General features: G+C 71.6%; 8 protein-coding genes. 7 read left to right on the top strand and 1 reads right to left on the bottom strand.

Annotated elements, in window-relative coordinates; translation table 11 throughout:
* Positions 1-102 precede the first annotated feature (102 nt).
* From OHN74_RS40765 to OHN74_RS40735, 7 genes are all read left to right on the top strand, one after another.
* Positions 103-7,071 carry an SDR family NAD(P)-dependent oxidoreductase gene (locus OHN74_RS40765; RefSeq protein WP_327699600.1) on the top strand — a complete coding sequence of 2,323 codons (6,969 nt, stop codon included), beginning with the start codon at positions 103-105 and terminating at the stop codon, positions 7,069-7,071.
* An 84-nt stretch (positions 7,072-7,155) separates the two neighbouring features.
* A complete protein-coding gene (locus tag OHN74_RS40760; protein WP_327699599.1) occupies positions 7,156-14,463 on the top strand; it encodes a beta-ketoacyl synthase N-terminal-like domain-containing protein in 7,308 nt (2,435 codons plus the stop codon).
* 26 nt (positions 14,464-14,489) lie between these two features.
* On the top strand, positions 14,490-16,106 hold the full coding sequence (locus tag OHN74_RS40755) for a PfaD family polyunsaturated fatty acid/polyketide biosynthesis protein (RefSeq protein ID WP_327699598.1): 1,617 nt from the start codon (positions 14,490-14,492) through the stop codon (positions 16,104-16,106).
* A complete protein-coding gene (locus OHN74_RS40750) occupies positions 16,103-17,881 on the top strand; it encodes an acyl-CoA dehydrogenase family protein (protein WP_327699597.1) in 1,779 nt (592 codons plus the stop codon). Before OHN74_RS40755 ends, OHN74_RS40750 begins: the two co-directional genes overlap by 4 nt.
* Positions 17,882-17,896: 15 nt before the next feature.
* Entirely contained in the window at positions 17,897-19,687 is a 1,791-nt protein-coding gene (locus tag OHN74_RS40745) for an acyl-CoA dehydrogenase family protein (protein ID WP_327699596.1), read from the top strand.
* A 12-nt stretch (positions 19,688-19,699) separates the two neighbouring features.
* Positions 19,700-20,410: a 4'-phosphopantetheinyl transferase family protein gene (locus tag OHN74_RS40740; protein WP_327699595.1), complete on the top strand. Its 711-nt coding sequence runs from the start codon at positions 19,700-19,702 to the stop codon at positions 20,408-20,410.
* A 16-nt stretch (positions 20,411-20,426) separates the two neighbouring features.
* The gene (locus OHN74_RS40735; RefSeq protein ID WP_327699594.1) at positions 20,427-21,716 is read left to right on the top strand and encodes an NAD(P)/FAD-dependent oxidoreductase; all 1,290 of its coding nucleotides are present in this window, start codon (positions 20,427-20,429) and stop codon (positions 21,714-21,716) included.
* Between the two features lie 6 nt (positions 21,717-21,722).
* Here OHN74_RS40735 and OHN74_RS40730 read toward each other — a convergent pair whose 3' ends face one another.
* Positions 21,723-22,370 (bottom strand): MerR family transcriptional regulator, encoded by a 648-nt coding sequence (locus OHN74_RS40730; protein WP_327699593.1) that lies wholly within the window; start codon positions 22,368-22,370, stop codon positions 21,723-21,725.
* Between the last annotated feature and the right edge of the window lie 68 nt (positions 22,371-22,438).

Here is a 22,438-nt window from a genome sequence, read left to right as displayed (position 1 = left end):
CCTTCCGTCTTTCCGCCCCCATTCCTTCTCTCGTGCGTCATGTGCAGTTCCTCCGAACCGCTGCGGGGTGCGTCCCCCGCCGTCCGACCAAGAGAGCCTCCCGTGAACGCTTCGCACCCTTCCGAACTCGACCGCCGGCTGGCCCGCGACCCCATCGCGATCGTCGGGTTGTCCGCCCTGTACCCCAAGTCGCGTGATCTGCGCGCCTTCTGGGACAACGTGGTCTCCGCCGCCGACTGCATCGAGGACGTGCCCGAGACCCACTGGAGTGTGGCCGAGCACTACGACGCCGATCCCTCAGCTCCCGACAAGACGTACTCGAAGCGGGGCGGCTTCATCCCGGCCGTCCCCTTCAACCCGTTGGAGTTCGGGCTGCCGCCCAACACCCTCGAAGTCACCGATGTGCTCCAGTTGTTGAGCCTGGTCGTGGCCCGCGATCTGCTCCGGGACGCGGGCTCGGACCAGCAGTGGTACGACGCCTCGCGGACCGGGGTCGTGCTCGGGGTGACCGGCGCCAACCAGCTCACCCAGCCCCTGTCGGCCCGGCTCCAGACGCCCGTCATCAAGGAGGTCGTACGCAGTTGCGGCCTTTCGGATCGGGACGCCGACGAAATCGCGGAGAAGTTCAAGCTCGCCTTCGCGCCCTGGGAGGAGAACTCCTTCCCCGGCATGCTGGGCAACGTGGTGGCCGGCCGGATCGCCAACCGCCTCGACCTCGGCGGCACCAACATGACCATCGACGCGGCCTGCGCCAGTTCGCTGGGCGCGGTGAAGGCCGCGGTCAGTGAACTGCTGGAGCGGCGCTCGGACATGATGCTGGTGGGCGGCTGCGACGCCGAGAACACCATCTTCATGTACCTGTGCTTCAGCAAGACGCCTGCGTTCTCCAAGGCGGGCCACATCCGCCCGTTCGACGCGAACGCGGACGGCACCCTCATCGGTGAGGGCATCGGCATGCTCGCGCTGCGCAGGCTCTCGGACGCCGAGCGGGACGGCAACCGGATCTACGCCGTGATCCGCGGTATCGGTTCGTCCAGCGACGGCCGCTTCAAGTCCATCTACGCCCCGCGCAAGGAGGGCCAGATGGCCGCCCTGCGCCGCGCGTACGAGGACGCGGACTGCTCCCCGGCGTCGGTCGAGCTCTTCGAGGCGCACGGCACGGGTACCGCGGTCGGCGAGGCGACCGAACTGTCGGCGCTGTCGGCGGTGGTGTCGGAACACACCGAGGAACGGCAGTTCGCGGCGGTCGGCAGTGTGAAGTCGCAGATAGGTCACACCAAGGCGGCGGCCGGCGCGGCCGGCATGATCAAGCTGGCGCTCGCCCTGCACCACAGGCTGCTGCCGCCCACCATCAACGTGGACACCCCGAACCCGGCCCTCGACTGGCCCGCGAGCCCGTTCTACGTCAGTACCCGGACCCGCCCGTGGATCCGTGACCCGCGCCGGGAGCAACGCCGGGCCGGGGTCTCCTCGTTCGGGTTCGGCGGCACCAACTTCCATCTGGTGCTGGAGGAACACGGCGACGGGGACGACCTGCGGGTGATGTTCCCTGTGAGCCAGGTATATGCATGGCATGAACCTGACATGAATACTCTCGTACGGGCCCTCGAAGCGGACCAACGGCCAAGCTCCGGCCCGGCCCCGGCATCCCATCCACGGCTCGCCCTGGTGGCCCGAGGCGAGGACGAACTCGCCGAGCTGCGTGCCCTCGCCGTGGCCGAACTGCGGGCCAGGGGCGAGGCCGACTCCTGGGTGCACCCCAAGGGGATCTACTTCCGCCGGTCCGCCGCCCCCACCGGAAAGGTCGCCGCGCTCTTCGCGGGGCAGGGGAGCCAGTACGTCTCCCCGGGCCGGACCGCGGTCCTGGCGCTGCCCCCGCTGCGGGCGGCCTTCGACCGGGCCAACGCCGCCTTCGGGGCCCATGAACTCCCCTTGTCCCGAGTCGCGTTCCCGCCGCCCGCCTTCGACGAGGCGACACGTACGGCCCAGGAGAGCGAGCTGCGCCGCACGGAGTACGCCCAGCCTGCCATCGGCGCGCTGGCCGCCGGCCACTTCCGGTATCTGGCCGAACTGGGCTTCGACGCCGACGGGTTCCTCGGCCACAGCTTCGGCGAACTGGCTGCGCTGTGGGCGGCAGGCGCGATCGACGACGACACCTACTTCGCGCTGGCCCGGGCGCGGGGAGCCGCGATGGCACCGCCCGCCGAGCCCGGCTTCGACCCCGGGGCGATGGCCGCGGTGACCGCCTCCGCCGGGCAGCTGGAACAACTCCTCGCCGCACACCCCGGGTTGGCCGTCTGCAACCGCAACGCGCCGGACCAGGTGGTGGTCGGCGGTGCCACCGAAGCCGTGGAGCGACTGGTGGAGGCGGCGGCCTCGACCGGCGTACGGGCGACTCGGCTGCCGGTGTCGGCGGCCTTCCACACGCCGTTCGTCGCCCACGCCGTGGACGCGTTCGGCCGCCGTGTCGCCGACGCGCGCATCGTCGAACCACGGCGCCCGGTCTTCGCCAACTCCCCTGGCGCCTCGTACGGTTCGGACCTCGACGCCAACCGGCGGACACTGGTGGACCAGCTCGTCAAACCGGTGCAGTTCGCCGACCGGGTCGAGGAGATGTACGCGGCGGGCTTCCGTACGTTCGTCGAGTTCGGCCCCAAGGGAGTGCTGACCCAGCTGGTCCGTCGCATCCTCGGCGAGCGCGAGCACTTCGCGGTACAGCTCGACCCCGGCAGCGGCGGGGACGCCGACACCGCGTTGAAGCGGGCGGTCGCCCAACTCTTCACACTCGGGCTGCCGTTGGCCACGGCCGACCGTTATGTGTCCGAGCCGATGGCCGTCGAGCCGACCAAGGGCATGACGGTACCGCTCCACGGCATCAACCATGTGCCGCAGGCCCGCCGCGACGCGTACCGGGATGCGCTGGAGAACGGCTACCGGGTCGCGGGCGCGAGCCAGGCCGCCGGAGCGGTGGCCGCGCGGGCCGGCCAGGAGGCCGTCCCCGTTCCGAGTGCCACCGTCGCGCGCGTTCCCGAGACGCCGCCGCCCCCTTCGACCACGTCCGGGTCCGCGTCGACCACGGTCGCCGTACGACCGGCCCCCCACCCGGTGGCGCCCGCCGCGCCGCCCGTTCCCGCCGCCCACATCATGGAGAGCGAGCCTGTGGAAGAACACGACCGGACACCCGCCCCCGACCGGCTCTCCGGACTGATCGCCGACCACCTGGCCCTGCACGACGACTATCTCCAGGGCCAGCTGAACAGCGCCCAGCGCCTGATGGGCATCCTGGAAAGGGCGGACGAGCAGGGCAGGGTCGACGCGGTGATCCCCGGTGTGGCCACCGTGAAGGAACACGGGCTGGCCATCGGGCGTACGCATCTGCGGGCCAACGAGATCCTGCGGGACCTGGCGTCGATGGAGCTCGGCACGTCGGCGCCGGCTGCTCCGGTCGCGCCGTCCGCCCCGGCGACTCCGGCCGCGCTCGCGGCGCCTGTTGCGCCGCCGGTGACTCCCGTGGCTCCGGTGGCAGCCGCCGTCGCGCCCCCGGTCGCTCCTGCACCTGTCTCTCTGCCTGCGCCTGTCGCGGCCCCGGACCCGTCCGAGCCTCCGTCGGCCGACGTCACGGCAGACGACGTGGCGGCGGCTCTCCTCGACGTGGTGTCGCAGAAAACCGGCTACCCGGCCGAGATGCTCGACCTCGGCATGGACGTGGAGGCTGACTTGGGCATCGACTCCATCAAACGCGTCGAGATCATGGGCGTCCTCCAGGAACGCTTCCCCAGCCCCACCCCCGTCGGACCCGAACAACTCGCGGAACTCCGCACGCTGAACGAGATCGTGAACTTCGTGCTCAGTCTCGGAGGTTCGCGCAGCGCCGCTCCTCGGGTCCAGCAGGTCCCGGTTGCCACCGCGACCACGACCGCGTCCCCCCGGGCCGCGATCGGCGCGAAGGACGTGGCGGACGTACTGCTCGGTGTCGTGTCGGACAAGACGGGTTACCCGGCGGAGACGCTGGACCTGGACATGGACGTCGAGGCCGACCTCGGCATCGACTCCATCAAACGCGTCGAGATCATGGGCGTCCTCCAGGAACAGTTCCCGAGCCCGACCCCCGTCGGACCCGAACAACTCGCGGAACTCCGCACGCTGAACGAGATCGTCGGCTTCATGCTCAGTCTGAACGGCGGTTCGGGGGGTTCTGCCTCAACTCCGGCAACCGACACGGCTCCTGGGCCCGTCGTGGCCACCGCCGTCGAAGGCGATGCCGTGCGCGGGGCCCTTCTCGACGTCGTGGCGGCCAAGACCGGATACCCGGCCGAGATGCTCGACCTCGGCATGGACGTCGAGGCCGACCTCGGCATCGACTCCATCAAACGCGTCGAGATCATGGGCGTCCTCCAGGAACAGTTCCCGAGCCCGACCCCCGTCGGACCCGAACAACTCGCGGAACTCCGCACGTTGGGCGACATCGTGGGCTTCGTCGCCGGTCTGTCCGGGGCCCCGTCCGGGTCGGCCGGTGCCGCCTCCCCTGCCGTGGGCTCCCCGGCCCGGCAGCCGAACCCCGGGGCGGCGCCCGTCGCCGCGCCTGCCGCGCTCGGCCGTGGGCAGGCGTCGCTCGCCGGGTTGCCGACGCCGGACCGCCTCGTCGGCGCGTATCCGCTGGGTGCCGCCGCCGTGGTCGTCGACGACGGCAGCGAGGTCGCCGAGGCTACGGCGGCACGGCTCGTCGCGACCGGCTGGCGGGTGCGTGTTCTGCGGTTGCCCGGCGTCCCTCAGCGGATCACCGGGGCGGCCGATCTGCCTCTCGGCGGCTGGGGTGCCGGCGAACTCGCGGCCGGGTTCGATGAGCTGGGCGGCGAGCGCGTGCATCTGGTGCTCGGTTTCGCAGCCGCCGCCGAGCTGCCCTGGGCGGAGGGCGTACGCAGGCTGGCGCACGCCCTGCTGATCGCCAAGCACGCGGTGGGCCCGCTCACCGAGGCCGCCGCGAGCGGTCACCGGGCCGCGTTCGTCACGGTCACCCGGCTCGACGGAACGTTCGGGCTCGGTGGGGTGGGTGAGGACGCGGTGCCTGCCGGCGGTGTCGGCGGGCTGGTCAAGACGCTGGCCGTGGAGGCGCCCGAGCTGTTCTGCCGGGCCGTCGACCTCGCCCCCGCCCTGAACCCGGCGGACGCGGCGGAACTGGTCCTGGAGGAGGTGTACGACGCGGCCTCCGGCCCGGTGCAGGTGGGCCGGGACGGTGCTCGTCGGGTGGCCCTCACCCTCGAACCCACTCCCCACATCGCGCCCGGCGAGGGGATACGCCCGGCCGGGCCGGCCCCTGCCCTCACCTCCGACGACCTGCTCGTCGTGACCGGCGGCGGACGTGGGATCACCGCCCGCTGCACGGTGGCCCTGGCCGCCGCGTACCGCCCGGGCCTGCTGCTGCTCGGCCGCACCGCACTCGGCGAGGAGCCGGAGTGGGCGCGCGGACTGGCCGACGCGGCGTCGCTCAAGGCGGCGGCCGTGGACCAGCTGAAGCGGGCGGGCGAGAAGCCGACGCCGAAGCGGGTCGAGCAGCTGTACCAGGCGGTGATCGGCGAGCGCGAGGTCCGTTCGACGCTCGCCGAGATCCGGGCGGCGGGCAGCGAGGTCGAGTACGTGGCGGTGGACATCGGCGACGCCGCCGCGACGGCCGCCGCGCTGGCCCCCTACCGGGAGCGCGTGACGGGAGTGGTGCACGGCGCGGGTGTGCTCGCGGACCAGCTGATCTCCGCGAAGAAGGCGGCCGAGATCGACCGGGTCTTCTCGGTCAAGCTGGGCGGTCTGCGCTCGGTGGTGGCCGCTCTGCCCGCCGAGCGGTTGCGGCACGTGGTGCTGTTCTCCTCGGTCGCCGGGTTCTTCGGCAATCGGGGGCAGTCGGACTACGCGATGGCCAACGAGGTGCTCAACACCTGGGCGGCCGCCTTCCGGCGCGGGCGTCCGGAGGCACATGTGACCGCCCTCAACTGGGGTGCCTGGGACAGTGGCATGGTGTCGCCGCAGATCAAGGCGGTGTTCGAGCAGCGGGGCATTCCGCTCATCCCGGTGGGGACCGGGACGGTGATGTTCACCGAGCAGTTCGGCCCCGAGCGGGCCGGTGACGTGGTCACGGTTCTCGGGCCGACCACTCCCCTGTCGGCTCGCGAACAGATCGCGCCGACCTCGCCGGCCGTACTGGAACGGGATCTCGCGGGCCTGGTCACCGATCCGCTCGTCGCGGACCATGTGATCGGAGACGTACCGGTGCTGCCCGCCGCCGCTGCCCTCGGCTGGGCCGCGGGTGCGGTGGAGCGGCTGACCGGCGGCGTCGTCGCGCAGGTCCGGGACTTCGCGGTCCACAAGGGCGTGGTCTTCGACGGCAGCGGTGGTTACGGCGTCGGTGGCGACGGCGGCAGCGCAACAGGGGGCTTCGGCGGGCCCTTCCAGCTCTCCGTCGACCCGACGCCCGACGGCGCCGAGGCCGACGTCGCGATCCGTTCGACCGGTGCCGACGGCACCGTACGGCCGCACTACGCGGCCCGGGTGATCCTGGGCGGCGCCGGCGGTGAGGTTCCGGGGCAGATGGCCGGGCTGCCCGCGCTGGGCGGTGGCGGTGACGCGCAGGTCTTCTACGCCGACGGCACGCTCTTCCACGGGGAGTCCCTGCGCGGGCTGCGGCGGGTGCTGGCGTCGGACGAGGACCGGTTGGTCCTGGAGTGCGCGCTGGCCGAACACCGGCCGGCGGGCGGGGCGTTCGGGACGGGCAGGTACGCACCGGGTACCGCCGATCTGCTGCTCCAGGCCGCGCTGGTGTGGATGCGGCTGCGCCGCGACACGGCGAGTCTGCCGATGGGGGTGGCTCGGGTCGATCTCTACGAGGCCCTGCCCGACGGGGAGCCGTTCGTCGTCGTGGTGGAACCGGAACCGGCCTCTGTGAACGGCAGCGGGAGCCAGAACCGTACGTCCGCTGCGCTCACAGTGACGGCATGCACTCCCGACGGACGGGTGTTGACTCGGTTCACAGGAGTTTCCCTTGTGTCCACCCCGCAGCTGGCCGCCAAGTTCGCGAGCCGCTGAGCCGACGACCGGACCGGTGGTCGCCCGGCGGAGGGTCTCCTCGGCCCCCGCCGGGCCCCCGGCACCCTGGAGGGAACAGCTTCAATGAGCACCAAGTTCGCGATCGTCGGGATCTCCTGCCTCTTCCCCGGGGCGGACACTCCCGGCGCGTTCTGGGACAACCTCCGCGCCGGCGTCGACAGCCGCGCGGAGGGCGGCCCGGAGGTCTTCGGCCCCGCCGCTCCCGGACCGGCCGACGACCGGCAGCAGGCTCCGGATCCCGATCACACCATCACCTGTGTCCGGGGCGGTTTCGTCACCGGTTTCGAGTTCGACCCCACCGGATTCCTGCTCCGCCCCGACGCTCTCGCCGGTCTCGACCGGGTTTTCCACTGGTCGCTGCACGTGGCCCGCGAGGCGCTCCGGGACAGCGGTCACGACGGCCGCCCGGAACTGCTGGCCCGCACCGGCCTGGTGGTCGGCGACTACTCCTTCCCCACCCCGGCCTCGGCCCGCATCAGCCTGCCTCTCGTCCACGAAGCCGTGCTGGAGGGCCTGCGCGGGTCCGGCAGCCCCGCGCCCGCCCCGGGCCCACTGCTCGACCCCGCCGCCGTGTTCCCGGCGGACGCCCGGGTGAGCGGTGCCCCCGCCCGGCTCGCGGCCACCGCCCTGGGCCTCGGCGGCCCCCGCTACGCCCTCGACGCCGCCTGCTCCTCGGCCCTGTACGCGCTGAAGCTGGCCTGCGACCATCTCGCCGCCGGACAGGCCGACCTGGTGCTGGCGGGCGGGGTGTGCGCACCAGACCCGACACTCATCCACCTGTCCTTCTCCGACCTGCACGCCTACCCGCAGAACGGTGTCAGCCAGCCCTTCGACGCCCGCTCCACCGGCATCCTCACCGGTCAGGGCGCCGGCATGGTCGCCGTACGCAGGCTCGCCGACGCGATCGCGGACGGCGACCGGATCTACGCGGTCATCGACGGCATCGGACTGTCGAACGACGGCGCCGGCCGCCATCTCCTCGTGCCGAATCCGGCGGGACAGCTCAGCTCCTACGAACTCGCCTACGCCCAGGCCGGTTTCGGGCCCGAGCAGGTGGACTACCTGGAGTGCCACGCCACCGGGACGCCCATCGGGGACGGCACGGAGGCGGAGTCGGTCGCCGCCTGGTTCGGAACGCGGGGCACGGTCCCGCCGCTCGGCTCGGTCAAGGGCAACCTGGGTCATCTGCTGACCGTGGCCGGGCTGAGCAGTCTCCTCAAGGTGATCCTGTCGATGGCACACGGGCATCTCCCGCCGACCATCGGCATCGACCGGCCGCTCAGCACACCGAGCGCGGGCGAGGTGCCGGTGGTGCGCGCGGGCCGCGACTGGCCCGACCGCGGGCCGGGACCGCGCCGGGCGGCGGTCTCCGCGTTCGGATTCGGCGGTACGAACGCCCATGTCGTCCTCTCCCAGCGGCCGGACGCCCTGGAAGCCGGGGTCGCGGAACCCGTCGTACCGCCCGCCCTCGACGTGATCGGTCTCGGCTCGCACTTCGGCACCCTCGCCGACGTGACCGCCTTCGAACGCGCCCTGCACGACGGCACCGACGCCTTCCAGCCGCTGCCCGAGCACCGCTGGCGCGGCCTGGAGGAAACCCGCGGCGGCACGCTGGAGCGGGCGGGGCTGCACCGGGCGGCGCTGCCCGAGGGCGGGTTCGTGGACCGCGTCGAACTCGATCCGGCCGACAACCGCATTCCCCCGGCCGACCTGCGCAACTACAACCTCCAGCACGCCCTGATGTCGAAGGTCGCCGACGAGGCGCTGCGCGACGCGGGGTACGACCGGACGGTGCCGACGGGCCGCAAGGCGCCCGAGCCGCGCCGGATCGCGGTGGTCGTGGCCATGGAGATCGAGCCAAGTGCCCATCTGCACCTGGCCCGTTACGGGCTCGGCGACTTCCTCCGCCGCGCCTACGACGATGCCGGCCTTGAACTGACGGAGGAGCAGTTCGCCGCCGTCGCCGCCGTCGCCCGGGAGGGCGTCCACGAGCCGATCGTCGCCAACGAGGTGCTGAGCTACATCGGCAACATCATGGCGAGCCGGATCTCCTCCCTCTGGAACCTCACCGGACCGTCCTTCACCGTCTCGTCCGACGGCGCGGGCACCGCCGAGGCGCTCCAGATCGCCCAACTCCTGTTGCTGGACGAGAGTGTCGAAGCGGTGCTGGTCGGCGCGGTGGATCTCGCGGCCTCGCCGGAGAACCTGCTGCTGCGCGACGACAAGCCGGTGTCCGGGGCGGGTCTGAGCTTCGGCGAGGGGAAGCACGGCCGGCGGATCGGCGAGGGCGCGGGTGCCGTCGTCGTCACGCGTCCCGGCGCGGCCCCGGACGAACGGCGTGCGTACGCGCGGATCGACTCCGTGGCCGTACGGCACGCCTCGCCCGTCGCGGGTGTGCTGCCGGAGGCGGACGCGGACACGCTCGCCCTGGCCGCCGGGGACGCGCTGGCCGCCGCCGGCATCGGCCCGGCCGACGTCGGCTATGTCGAGGCGCATGCGGGCGGCACACCCGGGCAGGACTCGGCCGAGCTGGGGGCGCTTGCCCAGGTGTACCCGGCGGGCTCCGGCACGGTCGCGCTGGGCAGTGCCAAGGCGCAGCTCGGCGACACCCAGACCGCCGCCGCGATGGCGGGCCTGCTGCGCGCCGTGCTGTGCCTGCACCACGCCTACGTTCCCGGCGCACCCGGCTGGCGCAGGCCCGCGCCGGAGCTGGCCGACCACTTCGCCGCATCGGCGTTCCATGTGCCGGACGCGTCCCGGCCCTGGCTGCGCGACGCGCAGGGTGTACGTCGGTACGCGGCCGTCAGCGCCATCGGCTCGGACGGCGCCCACGCCCATGTCGTCCTGTCCGCCGACCGCACCCGGGGCGACATCGCCCGCAGCGACTGGCGCAAGGCCGGCGGCCCGGTGCTGCTGCCGCTCGGCGCACCGGACGTCGACGGGCTGCTCGCCGAGGTGGACCGGCATCTGAGGCTCCTCGGCGAGGGCGTCGATCCGTACCGACTGGGCCGGGCCGCCGCCGAGCGCCTACCGGGCAGTGCGCTGCGTGTCGTCCTGGTCGGCCGTGACGCCGAACAGCTTCGTGCCCAGCTCGAGTTGGCGGCACGTGACCTGCCCGGCGCGGCTGCGAAGGGCGAGGAGTGGACGACCCCGGCGGGGAGTTGCTTCGCGCCGCGGCCGATCGGGCCGGAGGGGAAGGTGGCCCTGGTCTATCCGGGCGCGTTCAACTCGTACCCGGGGCTGGGCCAGGACTTCTTCCGGGCCTTCCCGTCCCTGCTCGACACCTTCGAGGCGGAGGCCTCCGACCCGGACCGGCTCTTCCGCGCGGCCCAGCTCTATCCGCGCACTCAAGTCACCCCTGAGCGACGGGACTTGATGGCTCTGGAGGGCCAACTCGGCGAGGACATCCCGTTCATGCTCGCCACCGGCACCACCTTCGCGATCCTCTACACCGACCTGGTGCGCGAGCTGCTCGGCGTGCGTGCGCACGGCGCGTTCGGCTACAGCCTGGGCGAGAGCAGCATGCTGTTCGCCACCGGCGGCTGGCAGCGCTCGGCCCGCCGGGACGACCGGATCAGCGCCACTCCCCTGTTCCGCGACCGGCTGTCCGGGCCCCGCCGTACCGTCCGTGAACTGTGGCGCCTTTCCGAGGACACACCGGACGAGGCCGTGTGGGGCAGCTTCGTGCTGCTGGAGTCCGCGGACCGGATCACGGAGGCCCTCTCCCGCGCCGACACCCCCTACGCCAGGGTGTTCCTGACCCATGTCAACACCCCGCGCGAGGCGGTGATCGCCGGTGATCCCGCTCAGTGCCGTTCTCTGATCGAGGAGTTGGGCTGCCCGTCGGCCCGCTCACCGGTCGGCTCGGTGATGCACTGTCCGGTCGTGGACGGGGAGTCGGCCGGTCTCGCCGAGCTCAACGACCATCCGACCGGTTCCCCGGGCGGCCTCGACCTGCTGAGCGCCTACGACTACGGCTCCGTCCCCGAACTGGAGCGGTCGGAGGTGGCCCGGCGGATCGCGCGGACCCTGCGCGCCGCGATCGACTTCCCGCGCCTGGTGCGTACCGCGTACGACCGTGGCTACCGCTACTTCGTCGAGGTCGGTCCGGGCGCCACCTGTACCCGGTGGGTGCACGACACCCTCGGCGACGCCGAGCACGTGGCGATGCCGGTGGACCGGCGCGGTGTCCCCGCCGCCCGTTCCGTGGCCCAGCTGGCGGCCCGGCTCACCGCGCACGGGCTGCCGGTGGACCTCATGGCACTGCTCGGGCCGGACCCCGTGCCGGCCACCCGACCGGCCCTGCTGCGGGTGCCGGTCGGCGGCGGCGCACCCATTCCGGCGGGCATCACGGCGCGGTTGGCGGCGGCCTCACCGGTCCTCGCCGCCGCGCGGCCCGAGCCCGCGACCGTCGGCGTGGCTACCAGGTACGGCTCAACGGAGCTTTCTCCCCAGGCAGTTGACGTCAAGGACGCCCGACCCGCCCGTACGGCGGCCGACTTGGAGGTACCCGCCCCGATGCCCGCCGACCCGAGCCTCGACGACATCGAGGTCATCACCTTCGACGGCGAACCGATCGCCTTCCTGCCCTGGGCGGAACCGGCCGCGCCGGCTGCGGCGCCGGTGCACAGGTCCCTCGTGCCCGCCGCCCCGGACACACCACCACCCGGCCGTGCCACTACCCCCGCCCCTGTCCCGTCCTCCGGGTGGTCGTCCGGAAACGCCGCGACCGATCTCGTACGGGAGATCCGGCAGCAGATGGTGGCCACGCACTCGGTGGTGATGGAGACACAGCGCGTCCTCCAGGAGAACACCCTGGCCCGCACGGAGGCGCTGCTCGAAGCAGCCTTCGTGCCCCCCGCGCCCACCACGGCGCCCGTCGCCCCGCCGCCGTCCGCGCTCCCTGCCGGCCCGCCGCTCCCCGCCGCCATCGAAGCGGCACCTCACGTCACCCCGCCGCCCAGGGCGCCCGGTGTCATCTGGGACGAGGAACAGCTCCTCGCCTTCGCCACGGGCCGGATCACGGACGTGTTCGGCCCCGAGTTCGCGGACATCGACGGTTACGCGAAGCGCGTCCGGCTGCCCGCACCCCCGTACCACTTCGTCACCCGGGTCACCGATCTCCGGGCGGAGACCGGCGTCTACGAACCGTCGTTCATCCGCACCGAGTACGACGTGCCGAAGGACGCCTGGTACGCGGTGGACGGCGGGGTGCCGCCGGCCGTGGCCATCGAGGCCGGCCAGTGCGACCTGCTGCTCATCAGCTATCTCGGCATCGACTTCCGCAACAAGGGCGAGCGGGTCTACCGGCTCCTCGACAGCACCCTCGTCTTCCACGGCGACCTGCCGAGGACCGGCCAGACCCTGCGCTACGACATCTCGATCAACCGCTTCATCCGTCAGGGCGACACCACGCTCTTCTTCTTCAGCTATCTCTGCTACGCCGACGGCGAGCTGATCCTCGAACTCAAGGACGCCAGCGCCGGGTTCTTCACGCAGGCCGAACTCGACACGCCGTTGGGTGTCGTCGTCACCGAGCGGGACAGGAAGCGGCGCGCCGCACTGACCAGGACCACCTTCAAGCCGCTGGCCGACACCGAGAAGAACCGGCTCACCGCCGCCGACCTGGAGTTGCTGGCAGCGGGGAAGCCGGGCGAGGTGTTCGGGCCGCACCACGCCCAGGACGCCGGTCTCAACCCGGCGTTGCGGCTGCCCGACGCGCGGCTGCGGATGGTCGACGAGATCCTCATCGACCGTACGGGCGGGCCGCGCGGGATCGGTGCGATCACCGCTCACAAGCGGCTGGAGCCGGACGCCTGGTACTTCGAGTGCCACTTCCCCGACGATCCGGTGCTGGCGGGGTCGATGGTGGCGGAGGGCGCCGTCCAGACCCTCCAGGCGTATCTGCTCCACCAGGGCATGCACCTGGTGCTGCCCGACGCCCGTTTCCAGACGATCGTCGGGCTGGAGACCGAGGTGCAGGTCCGCGGCCAGATCACACCGAAGCACCGGGAGATCCGGTACGAGATCGAGATCATGGAGCTGACGCTGCTGCCGCGTCCCTCCGTCGTCGCCGACATCCTCGTGTACCTGGGCGACAAGGCGGTGATCCGGATGCGCAACTTCGGCATCCAGATCCGCGAGAAGGACGGTACGCCCTACCGGGCCGGCCCCGGCGGCATCCCGGAGTTCCTCGGCCGCCGCAACCGCGCCGGTGAGCCCGCCCTGATCAACGAACTCCATCTGGCGCACGCCGCGAAGGGCGACCTCGGTACGGCGATGGGCCCCGAGTTCGACGTGTACAAGGAGAGCCGGGCCCCGTACATCCCCAACGGGGACTTCCAGTTCGTGGACCGCATCATGCAACTCACCGGCACTCGGGGCGATTTGAAGCCGGGTGCGGAAATGGTGACGGAGTACGACTCACCGGCGGACGCCTGGTACTACCGCGAGAACGCGCATCCCCACCTGCCCAACTGCGTGCTGATGGAGACCTCGCTCCAGGCGGCCATCCTCAACGGCTACTACCTGGGCGCCACCCTGAAGCAGCCGACGACCGAGTACTCGATCCGCAACCTCGACGGCAGGGCGACGTACGTCAAGGACATCGATCTGCGCGGCAGGACGATCCGTCATCACTCCACGCTGCTGATGACAAGTGCCGTGTCGGGTGCCGTACTTCAGAACTTCAAGTACGAACTCTCGGCCGACGGCGAGGTCTTCTACACCGGCGAGTCCCTGTTCGGCTACTTCAGCGAGGCAGCGCTCACCAACCAGGTGGGCCTGGACAACGGGACGTACGTCGCGCCCTGGATCGAGCAGGAGAAACCGGCCGCCTCCCGCATCCGCCGCATCGAACTCCCCGACGAGGCACCGGCGTTCACCGACCCGACCGGCGGCCGGCTGCACCTGCCCGGCGGTCACTACCACCTCGTCGACCACGTCGACCTGGTCGCGGACGGCGGCAGGCACGGCGCCGGATACCTCCACGGCTACCGCCAGGTCCGGCCCGACGAGTGGTACTTCGACTGCCACTTCCACCGCGACCCGGTGATGCCCGGCTCCCTCGGTGTGGAGGCGATCCTCCAGGGACTGCGCCTGTTCGTCCTGGAGCAGGGCCTCGCCGAGGGAATCGAGAACCCCCGGTTCGGTCTCGCCGTGGATGTCCCGACGAGCTGGAAGTACCGGGGCCAGATCCTGCGTCACGACGGGGAGTTGCGCTTCGACGTCCACGTCAAGGAGGTCCGCCGGGACGGTGGGCGGCTCGTGGTGATCGCGGACGCCGACCTGTGGAAGCCGGGGCTGCGCATCTACGAACTCACCGACGTGGCCATCGAGGTCAGCCCCGACACCACCCGCGACCGGGCCTGACCGGCTCAGAGGAGACGACCCCGACCATGCACACCCAGACCACTCCTCTGCGGTGGTACGGAGACAGCAGCCCCGGCACCGACCCGGCCGGCATCTACCGGTCACTCGCCGACCTCGACCGGCCCGCCTTCGTCGTCCGCACACCCACCGGCATCGGCGCCGTCTCCGGGGGCCGGGCCACACCGGGCGAGGGGTTCCCCCTCCTGGCCGCCGCCGGCCCGCTTCCCCCGCGCGCTCTCGGCTCCCCGGCCTTCCTGGCCGCGCACGGCGTCCGGTACGCCTATATGGCGGGCGCGATGGCGGGCGGCATCGCCTCGGCCGACCTGGTGATCGCCCTGGCCCAGGAGGGTTTCCTCGCCTCGTACGGGGCGGCCGGGCTGCTGCCCGAGACCATCGAGAAGGCGCTCACCCGGTTCGCCGCCGAGATCCCGGGGCTGCCGTACGCCGTCAATCTGATCCACAGCCCGAGCGAGGAGCGCCTGGAACGGGAGGCGGTGGAGCTGTTCCTGCGGTACGGGGTGCGGTGTGTGGAGGCGTCGGCCTTCATGAGCCTCAGCCCGCACGTGGTGCGCTACCGTCTGGCCGGCCTGCGCCGCGGTCCGTCCGGTGAGGTCGTCGCCGCACACCGGCTCATCGCGAAGATCTCCCGCCCGGAGACGGCGGAGCGCTTCATGCGCCCCGCACCGGCGGCTCTGGTGAGCGCCCTCCACTCCCAGGGCCTGATCACCGCCGAACAGGCGGACCTGGCGAAGTACGTCCCGATGGCCGACGACATCACGGTCGAGGGCGACTCGGGCGGCCACACCGACCGCCGCCCGCTCACCGCCCTCCTCCCGACGATCCTCCGGCTGCGGGACACCGTCCAGCACGACCACCGCTACCCGACCCCGATCCGGGTGGGCGCGGCGGGCGGCCTCGGCTGTCCCTCCTCCGTCGCGGCGGCGTTCACCATGGGCGCGGCCTATGTGGTCACCGGCTCGGTCAACCAGTCGTGCGTGGAGTCGGGTGCGTCGAAGCCGACCAAGGAACTGCTGGCGGACGCGGGCATCGCGGACTGCGAGATGGCGCCGGCCGCCGACATGTTCGAAATGGGCGTGGAACTCCAGGTGTTGAAGAAGGGCACCCTGTTCCCGATGCGCGCCAAGCGCCTGTACGAGCTGTACCAGCGGTACGACGGCCTGGAGGCGCTGCCCGACAGTGAGCGCGCCCGGCTGGAGACCCAGATCATCCGCCGCCCGCTGGACGACGTCTGGCAGGAGTGCGTCGGCTACTTCGGCCGCCGTGATCCCGAGCAGCTGGCCCGTGCCGCCGAGAACCCGAAGCGGCGGATGGCGCTGGTGTTCCGCTGGTACCTCGGCATGGCGTCCCGCTGGTCGACGGTCGGCGACCCGGACCGCGTGCTCGACTACCAGGTGTGGTGCGGTCCGGCGATGGGCGCGTTCAACGACTGGGTCACCGCCAGTTATCTCAAGGCCCCGGGCAACCGCCGGGTCGCGGACGTGGCCCACCATCTGATGCGCGGAGCCGCGTTCCACACCCGCCTGGCCCAGCTCCGCGTCTCCGGCGTCCGGATCCCGGCGTCGGCGGCCGACTATCGCCCCGTTCCCCTGGAACCCCAGGCTGAGTCGGAGGGCACGCGATGAGCGCGCCGACCGCCGGGGAGATCGAGCGTCTGCTGGGCGATCCGTACGACGGGGACAACCCGTACGGATTCGCGGCGGCCGTCCGCCGTGACGAACAGGACGCGTTCCCGGAGGAGTTGTGCGCCGCGCTGCGCGAGGCGGGCTTCCATCTCAACTACCTGCCGACGGAGTGGGGCGGCCGGTTCGAGTCCTTCGAGCACAGCATGGTGACGGTCCGCACCGCCGCCCGCCGGGACCTGAACATCATGCCGGGCACCATGTTCGGCATCACCGCGGCGACCTGCCTGGCACTGCACGGCTCGCCGGAGCAGCAGAAGCATGTGGCGGAGATCCTCGGCAGGGGCGGCGCGGTGGGCTTCGCCCTGTCGGAGGCCGACCACGGCAGCGACCTGCTGGCCAACACCGTGCGACTCGAACCGGCCCTGGACGGTTGGGAGTTGTCGGGCGAGAAGTGGATGGTGGGCCTCGGCCGCCGCTGCGAGGCGCTGTATCTCGTGGCCCGGACGGGCGGGCGGGGGCCGGGCGCCTTCACGGCGGTGCTGCTCGACCTGTCAGGAGACGTCGAGCGCGGCCCGGCCGTTCCCACCTCGGGTATGCGGGGCGTCGACTTCGCCCACCTCCGTTTCGACCGACTCCCGGTCCCCGCCGAGGCGTTGGTGGGCCACGAGGGGCAGGCGCTGGAGTCGGTGATGAAGGCCCAGCAGGTGGTCCGGGTGATGAGCATGGCCGGCAGCCTCGGCTGCGCGGACACTGCCCTGCGGCTGACCCTGGACTTCGCGTCGGCACGCCGGGTCGGCCGCGCAACGGTACGAGAATCGCCTTATCCCAGGCGCGAGTTGGCGGTCGCGTCGGCCGCTCTCCTGGCGGCGGACGTCACAGCTCTGACCGCCGCCCGGGGTATCCATGTGTTCCCGGAGGTGTTCAGCGTCTGGGGCTGCGCGGCGAAGCACGTGGTCGCGGAGAACACCGAGGACCTGATCCGCCGCTGCGCCACGGTCCTGGCGACCCGCTCGGTACTCCGCACGGAGGGCCCGGGCGACGGCCTGTTCCAGAAGCTCCAGCGGGACGCGGCGATCGTTCGAGTCGTGGACACCAGCACCCTGGCCAACCTGCGCGCATACGCGGCTCAACTACCGACACTGGCACAGGGCAACGGACCCGGGGGCGGGGGGAACGGCGCGACAAACCACGACGGCGCAGCACGCGCCGTCGAAGAGAACTCCCAACGCCGAGAACTCACCCGCCACATACGCGAGGTCTTCGACCTCACCGAACCCCTCCCCCCATACGTCCCAGAACGCCTGGACCTGACCGCCCGAGGCAACTCCCCCATAACCACAGCCCTGTTCGACATCGCGCCCCATGCAACAACCGCCCTCACCACCCAGGGCGACCGAACAACCGCATCTCTGACAACCCGCCTCACCACCAGCCTCACCCAACTGACCGAAGACATGGCCACGGCCGACCGAGACACCGGCCTGGTGGACGCCGCGGACCGCTTCGCCCACCTCCACGCCGCCGCCTGCTGTCTCCTCCTCTGGTGGGCCAACCCCACCCGCCCCCTGTTCGGCGCGGAGCCCGGCGACACCCGCTGGCTCGCCGCGTGTCTCGCCTATCTCCTCGCCCGAGCGGACGGCACCGACCCACGCCGGGAGGCCCACGCACTCCTCCCCGCCCTGGACATCACCACGGAGCTGCACACCCGTAACCAACTCTTCTGCGCGCACCCGGAGCAACTCGCGCCGCACCCCGAACCCGCCGCCGACCACTGACCGTTGGGAGACCCCGTGCCGAAGTCGGACCTCACGGAGCTGGCCGGGCGATTGGAACGCCACCTGGGCGATCCGCACGACCCCGCGAGCCGCATGCCGTACACCCGTGTCCTCGAGTACGACGAACGGGAGGACTATCCCTACGAGTTCGTCAACCTTCTCCAGCGCTGGGGCGCGCTGGACCACTCGCTCCCCCGCGCCCAGGGCGGCAAGGCGGGCGATGTGGAGATCGGTTTCAACCTGATGCGGCTGATCGCCCGCCGGGACCCGACCACCGCGACCGCGTTCATCATCACCAGCCTCAGTTTCATGCCGGCCTGGGTGGCGGGCACCGACGCCCAGAAGCGGGCCATGGTGGACGCCATCCAGCACGGAACCCGCTACGCCTGGGGCCTGTCCGAGCGGCGGCACGGCAGTGATCTGCTCGCCAACGAGATGACCGCCGAGAAGACGGACGGCGGCTATCTCCTCACCGGGGAGAAGTGGCTGATCGGCAACGGCCGGGTCGCCGACGGGCTCAGCGTCCACGCCCGTACCGACCCCCGGGGCGGACCCGGCGGCTACTCCGTCTTCGTCCTCGACAAACGGCAGACCCCCGCCGGGACCGTGGACGAGCTGCCGCGCGAGCGCATGCACGGACTGCGCGGGCTGGACATGAGCGGTTTCCGTCTCGACCGGGTCTTCGTGCCGGACTCCGCGCTGATCGGCAGAGAGGGACAGGGTCTGGAGATCGCGCTCAAGACCTCGCATACGGCCCGGGCCCTCATCAGCGGCATCGCGTTGTCGGCGGTGGACACGGGGCTGCGGATCACGCTCGACTTCACCGAGGGGCGGACGGTCTTCGGCCGTACGGTCAGTGATGTCCCTTACTCCCGGCGCCAGTTGGTGGAGTGCTTCGCGGATCTGATGGTCGCCGACGCGGTCAGTCTGGGCGCGGTGCGGGCCCTGCAGGTGGTGCCGGAGCAGACCAGCGTGTGGTCGTCCGTCGTCAAGTACTTCGTGCCGACGGTCCTGGAGCGCACCTTCGCCCAGCTCAACGTCGTACTCGGAGCACGCTTCTATCTGCGCGACCATCCGCACTACGCGATCCACCAGAAGATGCTGCGTGATCTGCCGGTCGCCAACTTCGCCGACGGCAACACCGTCGTGAACCTCAAGAACATCGCGCTCCAGCTCGACGGCCTCCTCACCACGGCCGCGACCGCCGACGGGACACTGCGCGAGGAGGCAGGCGAACGCGCGGCCGTGCTCTACGGCATCGACCGCGAGCTGCCGCTGTACCGGCCCTGGGACCAGGAGTTGTACAGCCGGGGCCGGGACGACGCCCTCCTCGCCGCGCCCGCCGCGCTCGTACGGTTGCGCCGGCTGGCCGGGGAGGCCAAGCGGGACGAGCGCGACCGGCTGACCCGGGCGGCTGACACGGCGGAGCAACTCCTCGCCGGGGCCGAGTCGTTGCGCGAGCGCGTGATCTCGCTCAAGGCGTCGCTGGGCCGGGAGTACGGCCAGTCCGCCGAACTCTTCGACCTGGCCAAAGAGTACTGCCTCCTGCACGCTGCCGCCGCCTGCGTGCACACCTACGTCCACTCCGCCGCCGCGTTCGAGGACCCGCTGCCCAGCGGCGCGCTGCTCCTGCTCCAACTGGAGCGCGTGCGACGGCACCTGCGTCCTCACGAAGCCGTCACCGACGCCGGTGTGGTCGACGACGTGATGCGGGTGCTGCGGCATCTGCACCGGGAGAACCGGCTGTTCTCGTACTGGCAGTTCCCGCTCGCCGAGCGCGGCGACCTGCCCGCCGCCGGGCTCTGACCGGAGTGCCGGATGCCGAACCCCGACCGCCATCTGTGGCTGCTGCCGGACTCGGCCGCCGAGGCGTTCATCGATCGCTCGGGCGGTCCGGCCCTGCTCGACGCCGCCGAGCGCGAGCGGTGCGAGCGCGTCCTCGCGCCGCCCGAACGGCGCCGCCGGCTGGCCGCCCGGCTGCTGGCCCGGCACGCCCTCAGCTCCCGCACCGGCCGACCGCTCGACTCCTGGCGTTTTCACACCACTTCGGACGGCAGACCGGAACCCGAGCCGTCCGCGGAGCACCGGCTGCGCTTCAACCTCTCCCACACCGACGGCCTGACCGCCTGCGTGGTCACCGACGGCGGCCGGGCCTGCGGGGTGGACGCCGAACGTTCACCGGCGGGCGCCGACGCGGTCGCGCACCTCCCCCGATTCTTCGCCGACCGGGAGCGCGCAGAACTGGCGGCCGTCCCGGACGCCGCACTCCCCGACCATGTCGCCGCCTACTGGGTGCTCAAGGAGGCGTACCTCAAGGCGCTCGGCACGGGCCTGCGCCGGGACCTGTCCACGATCGCCTTCACCGGCCTGACCGGCGGCACCATCCGCCTGTACGACACCGGTGAACCCGAGCCGGCGCGCCGGCGCTGGCACTTCGACCTCATCCATCCGAGCCCCGGTCATGTGGTGGCAGTCGCCGCCGCAGAAGGCACACCGGGCGGACTGGTCACCACCACGCTCACCAGCTGACTCCAAGGAGCACTCGATGTCCGCCAAGCCCAGCATCGCCGTCGTCGGCGGTGGCGTCGCCGGCCTCTCCGCCGCCTACGCCCTGCGCGAGCACGCCGAGATCACCCTGTTCGAACGCGAGGACCACTACGGCGGACACGCCAACACCGTCGAGGTCGAGGACGCCGGCCGGGTCCTGGGCATCGACACCGCGTTCGTCGTCTTCAACCGCCCCGCCTACCCCAACCTCAGCGGGTTCTTCGACGAACTGGGCGTGGAATCCAAGCAGTTGCTGAGCGGCTTCAACTTCTTCGACCTCACCGAGGGCGTGCAGTACGGCAGCGACGAGATGGACCTGCCGGAGGAGGAGGTGCGCGCCCGCTACCCGGAGGCGTTCCAGACCATCTGGCGCGAGGCCCGCCGGTTCCACGAGGAGGGCCGCCGGGACTTCTTCCGCAAGCGCACTGACATGCCGATGGGCGAGTACCTCGACCGGGGCGGCTACAGCCAGGAGTTCCGGTACGGCTACTTCATCCTGCTGTGCAGCGCGGTGTGGTCGGTGCCCGCCGAACTGGTCTGGGAGATGCCGGCCACGACCGTGATCGCGTTCTTCATGGCCCACGACGAGACCGGCCTCGGCGGCCGCCGCGTGGACTGGCGGACCGTGGGCGGCGGTTCGATCTCGTACGTCCGCAAGGTGCTCGCGGCGATCGACCCGAAGGTGCGGCTGTCCGAGCCGGTGACCGGGATCCACCAGGACGAGGACGGGGTCACCGTGCGGACCGCGGGCGGCTCCGAGCGCTTCGACCACGTGGTGCTCGCCACGCACGCCGATGTGACCCGTGCCCTCCTGGAGAACCCCACCGACCGACAGCGCGAGCTGCTCGCGCCGCTGCGCTACAACGCCTCCACGGTGATCCTGCACACCGATCCGTCCGTGATGCCGGCCGACCGGTCCCGCTGGGAGGCCTGGAACTACGGCAAGGTGACGGTCGACGGGCAGCCGCGCACGTACGTGGCCTACTACATGAACAAGCTGCACGACTTCGAGTCGGAGACCGACTACTTCGTCACCCTCGACTGCCCGCTGCCGGTCGCCGAGGACACCGTCATCCGCACCTTCCACTACGAACACCCGGTCCTCGACATGGCGATGCGCCGCGCCCAGCAGACCGTCTACGAGGTCAACGAAGGACCCCGGGTCAAGCTGTGCGGCTCGTACTTCCACTCCAAGCAGCAGTACCACGACCAGATCGGCTCGCACGAGGCCGCGTTCTCCGCCGGGAAGGAGGCGGCGGCCCAGTTGCTGCGCGAACTGGGCCGGTAGGCCGGGTCAGTTGTCCGCCCGGTCCAGCCCGTCCGCCCCGTCGGCGTGCCGCCGGGCCGACTCGTTCTGCTGGGCCATGCGGCGCAGCGCCATGAGCGCGGGTTCCAGGAGGACGGTGAGCAGGAGCGCGCGTTCGGCGACCTCCAACGGGTCCTCGATCCCGTCCAGTTGGTCGAGATCGAGGACCGCGGTCTCCTCGGCCAGCCGGGCGTACGGCAGGAGGACCCGCATGTCCAGTGGTGAGCCGAGGGTGCGCAGCGAGGCGAGGGTGTCGGCCAGTGTGACGCGGGCGGGGGCGGACTTGTGCACGTCCCAGCCCAACTCCTCGATCAGCGCGTCGACTTCGGCCGGTTCCGGAGAGTCCGCCTCGGTCTCGTCGGCCAGCCGGATCGCCCCGAGCGTGAGCCCCAGGAGGCGGTGGGTGTCCGCGGTGTGCTCGGCGAGGGCGCCCAGCACCTCCCGGGTGGTACTGACGGACAGGCCGCGTACGCCGATCAGCGCGCGGATCAACCGGAGTCTGCGCAGGTGGTTCTCGTCGTACTCGGCCTGCGTGGCCGACAGCTGGCGGCCGACCGGGAGGAGACCTTCGCGGAGGTAGTACTTGATCGTCGTGACGGAGACGCCACTGCGGCGGCTCAGCTCGGACATGCGCATCGGTCGGGCTCCGCTCTGGTCATTGGATACCTCTACTGTCTAACATGGATAGCGAAGGTATCCAAGAG

The organism is Streptomyces sp. NBC_00459, assembly GCF_036013955.1.
Lineage (GTDB): Bacteria > Actinomycetota > Actinomycetes > Streptomycetales > Streptomycetaceae > Streptomyces.
This window is presented reverse-complemented; position numbering and strand designations above follow the sequence as displayed.

Bases quoted from the DNA above. Each gene is read 5' to 3' on its own strand.
- OHN74_RS40760 (WP_327699599.1), top strand. From the start codon at position 7,156: ATGAGCACCAAGTTCGCGATCGTCGGGATCTCCTGCCTCTTCCCCGGG.
- OHN74_RS40755 (WP_327699598.1), top strand. From the start codon at position 14,490: ATGCACACCCAGACCACTCCTCTGCGGTGGTACGGAGACAGCAGCCCC.
- OHN74_RS40750 (WP_327699597.1), top strand. From the start codon at position 16,103: ATGAGCGCGCCGACCGCCGGGGAGATCGAGCGTCTGCTGGGCGATCCG.
- OHN74_RS40740 (WP_327699595.1), top strand. From the start codon at position 19,700: ATGCCGAACCCCGACCGCCATCTGTGGCTGCTGCCGGACTCGGCCGCC.
- OHN74_RS40735 (WP_327699594.1), top strand. From the start codon at position 20,427: ATGTCCGCCAAGCCCAGCATCGCCGTCGTCGGCGGTGGCGTCGCCGGC.
- OHN74_RS40730 (WP_327699593.1), bottom strand. From the start codon at position 22,370: ATGCGCATGTCCGAGCTGAGCCGCCGCAGTGGCGTCTCCGTCACGACG.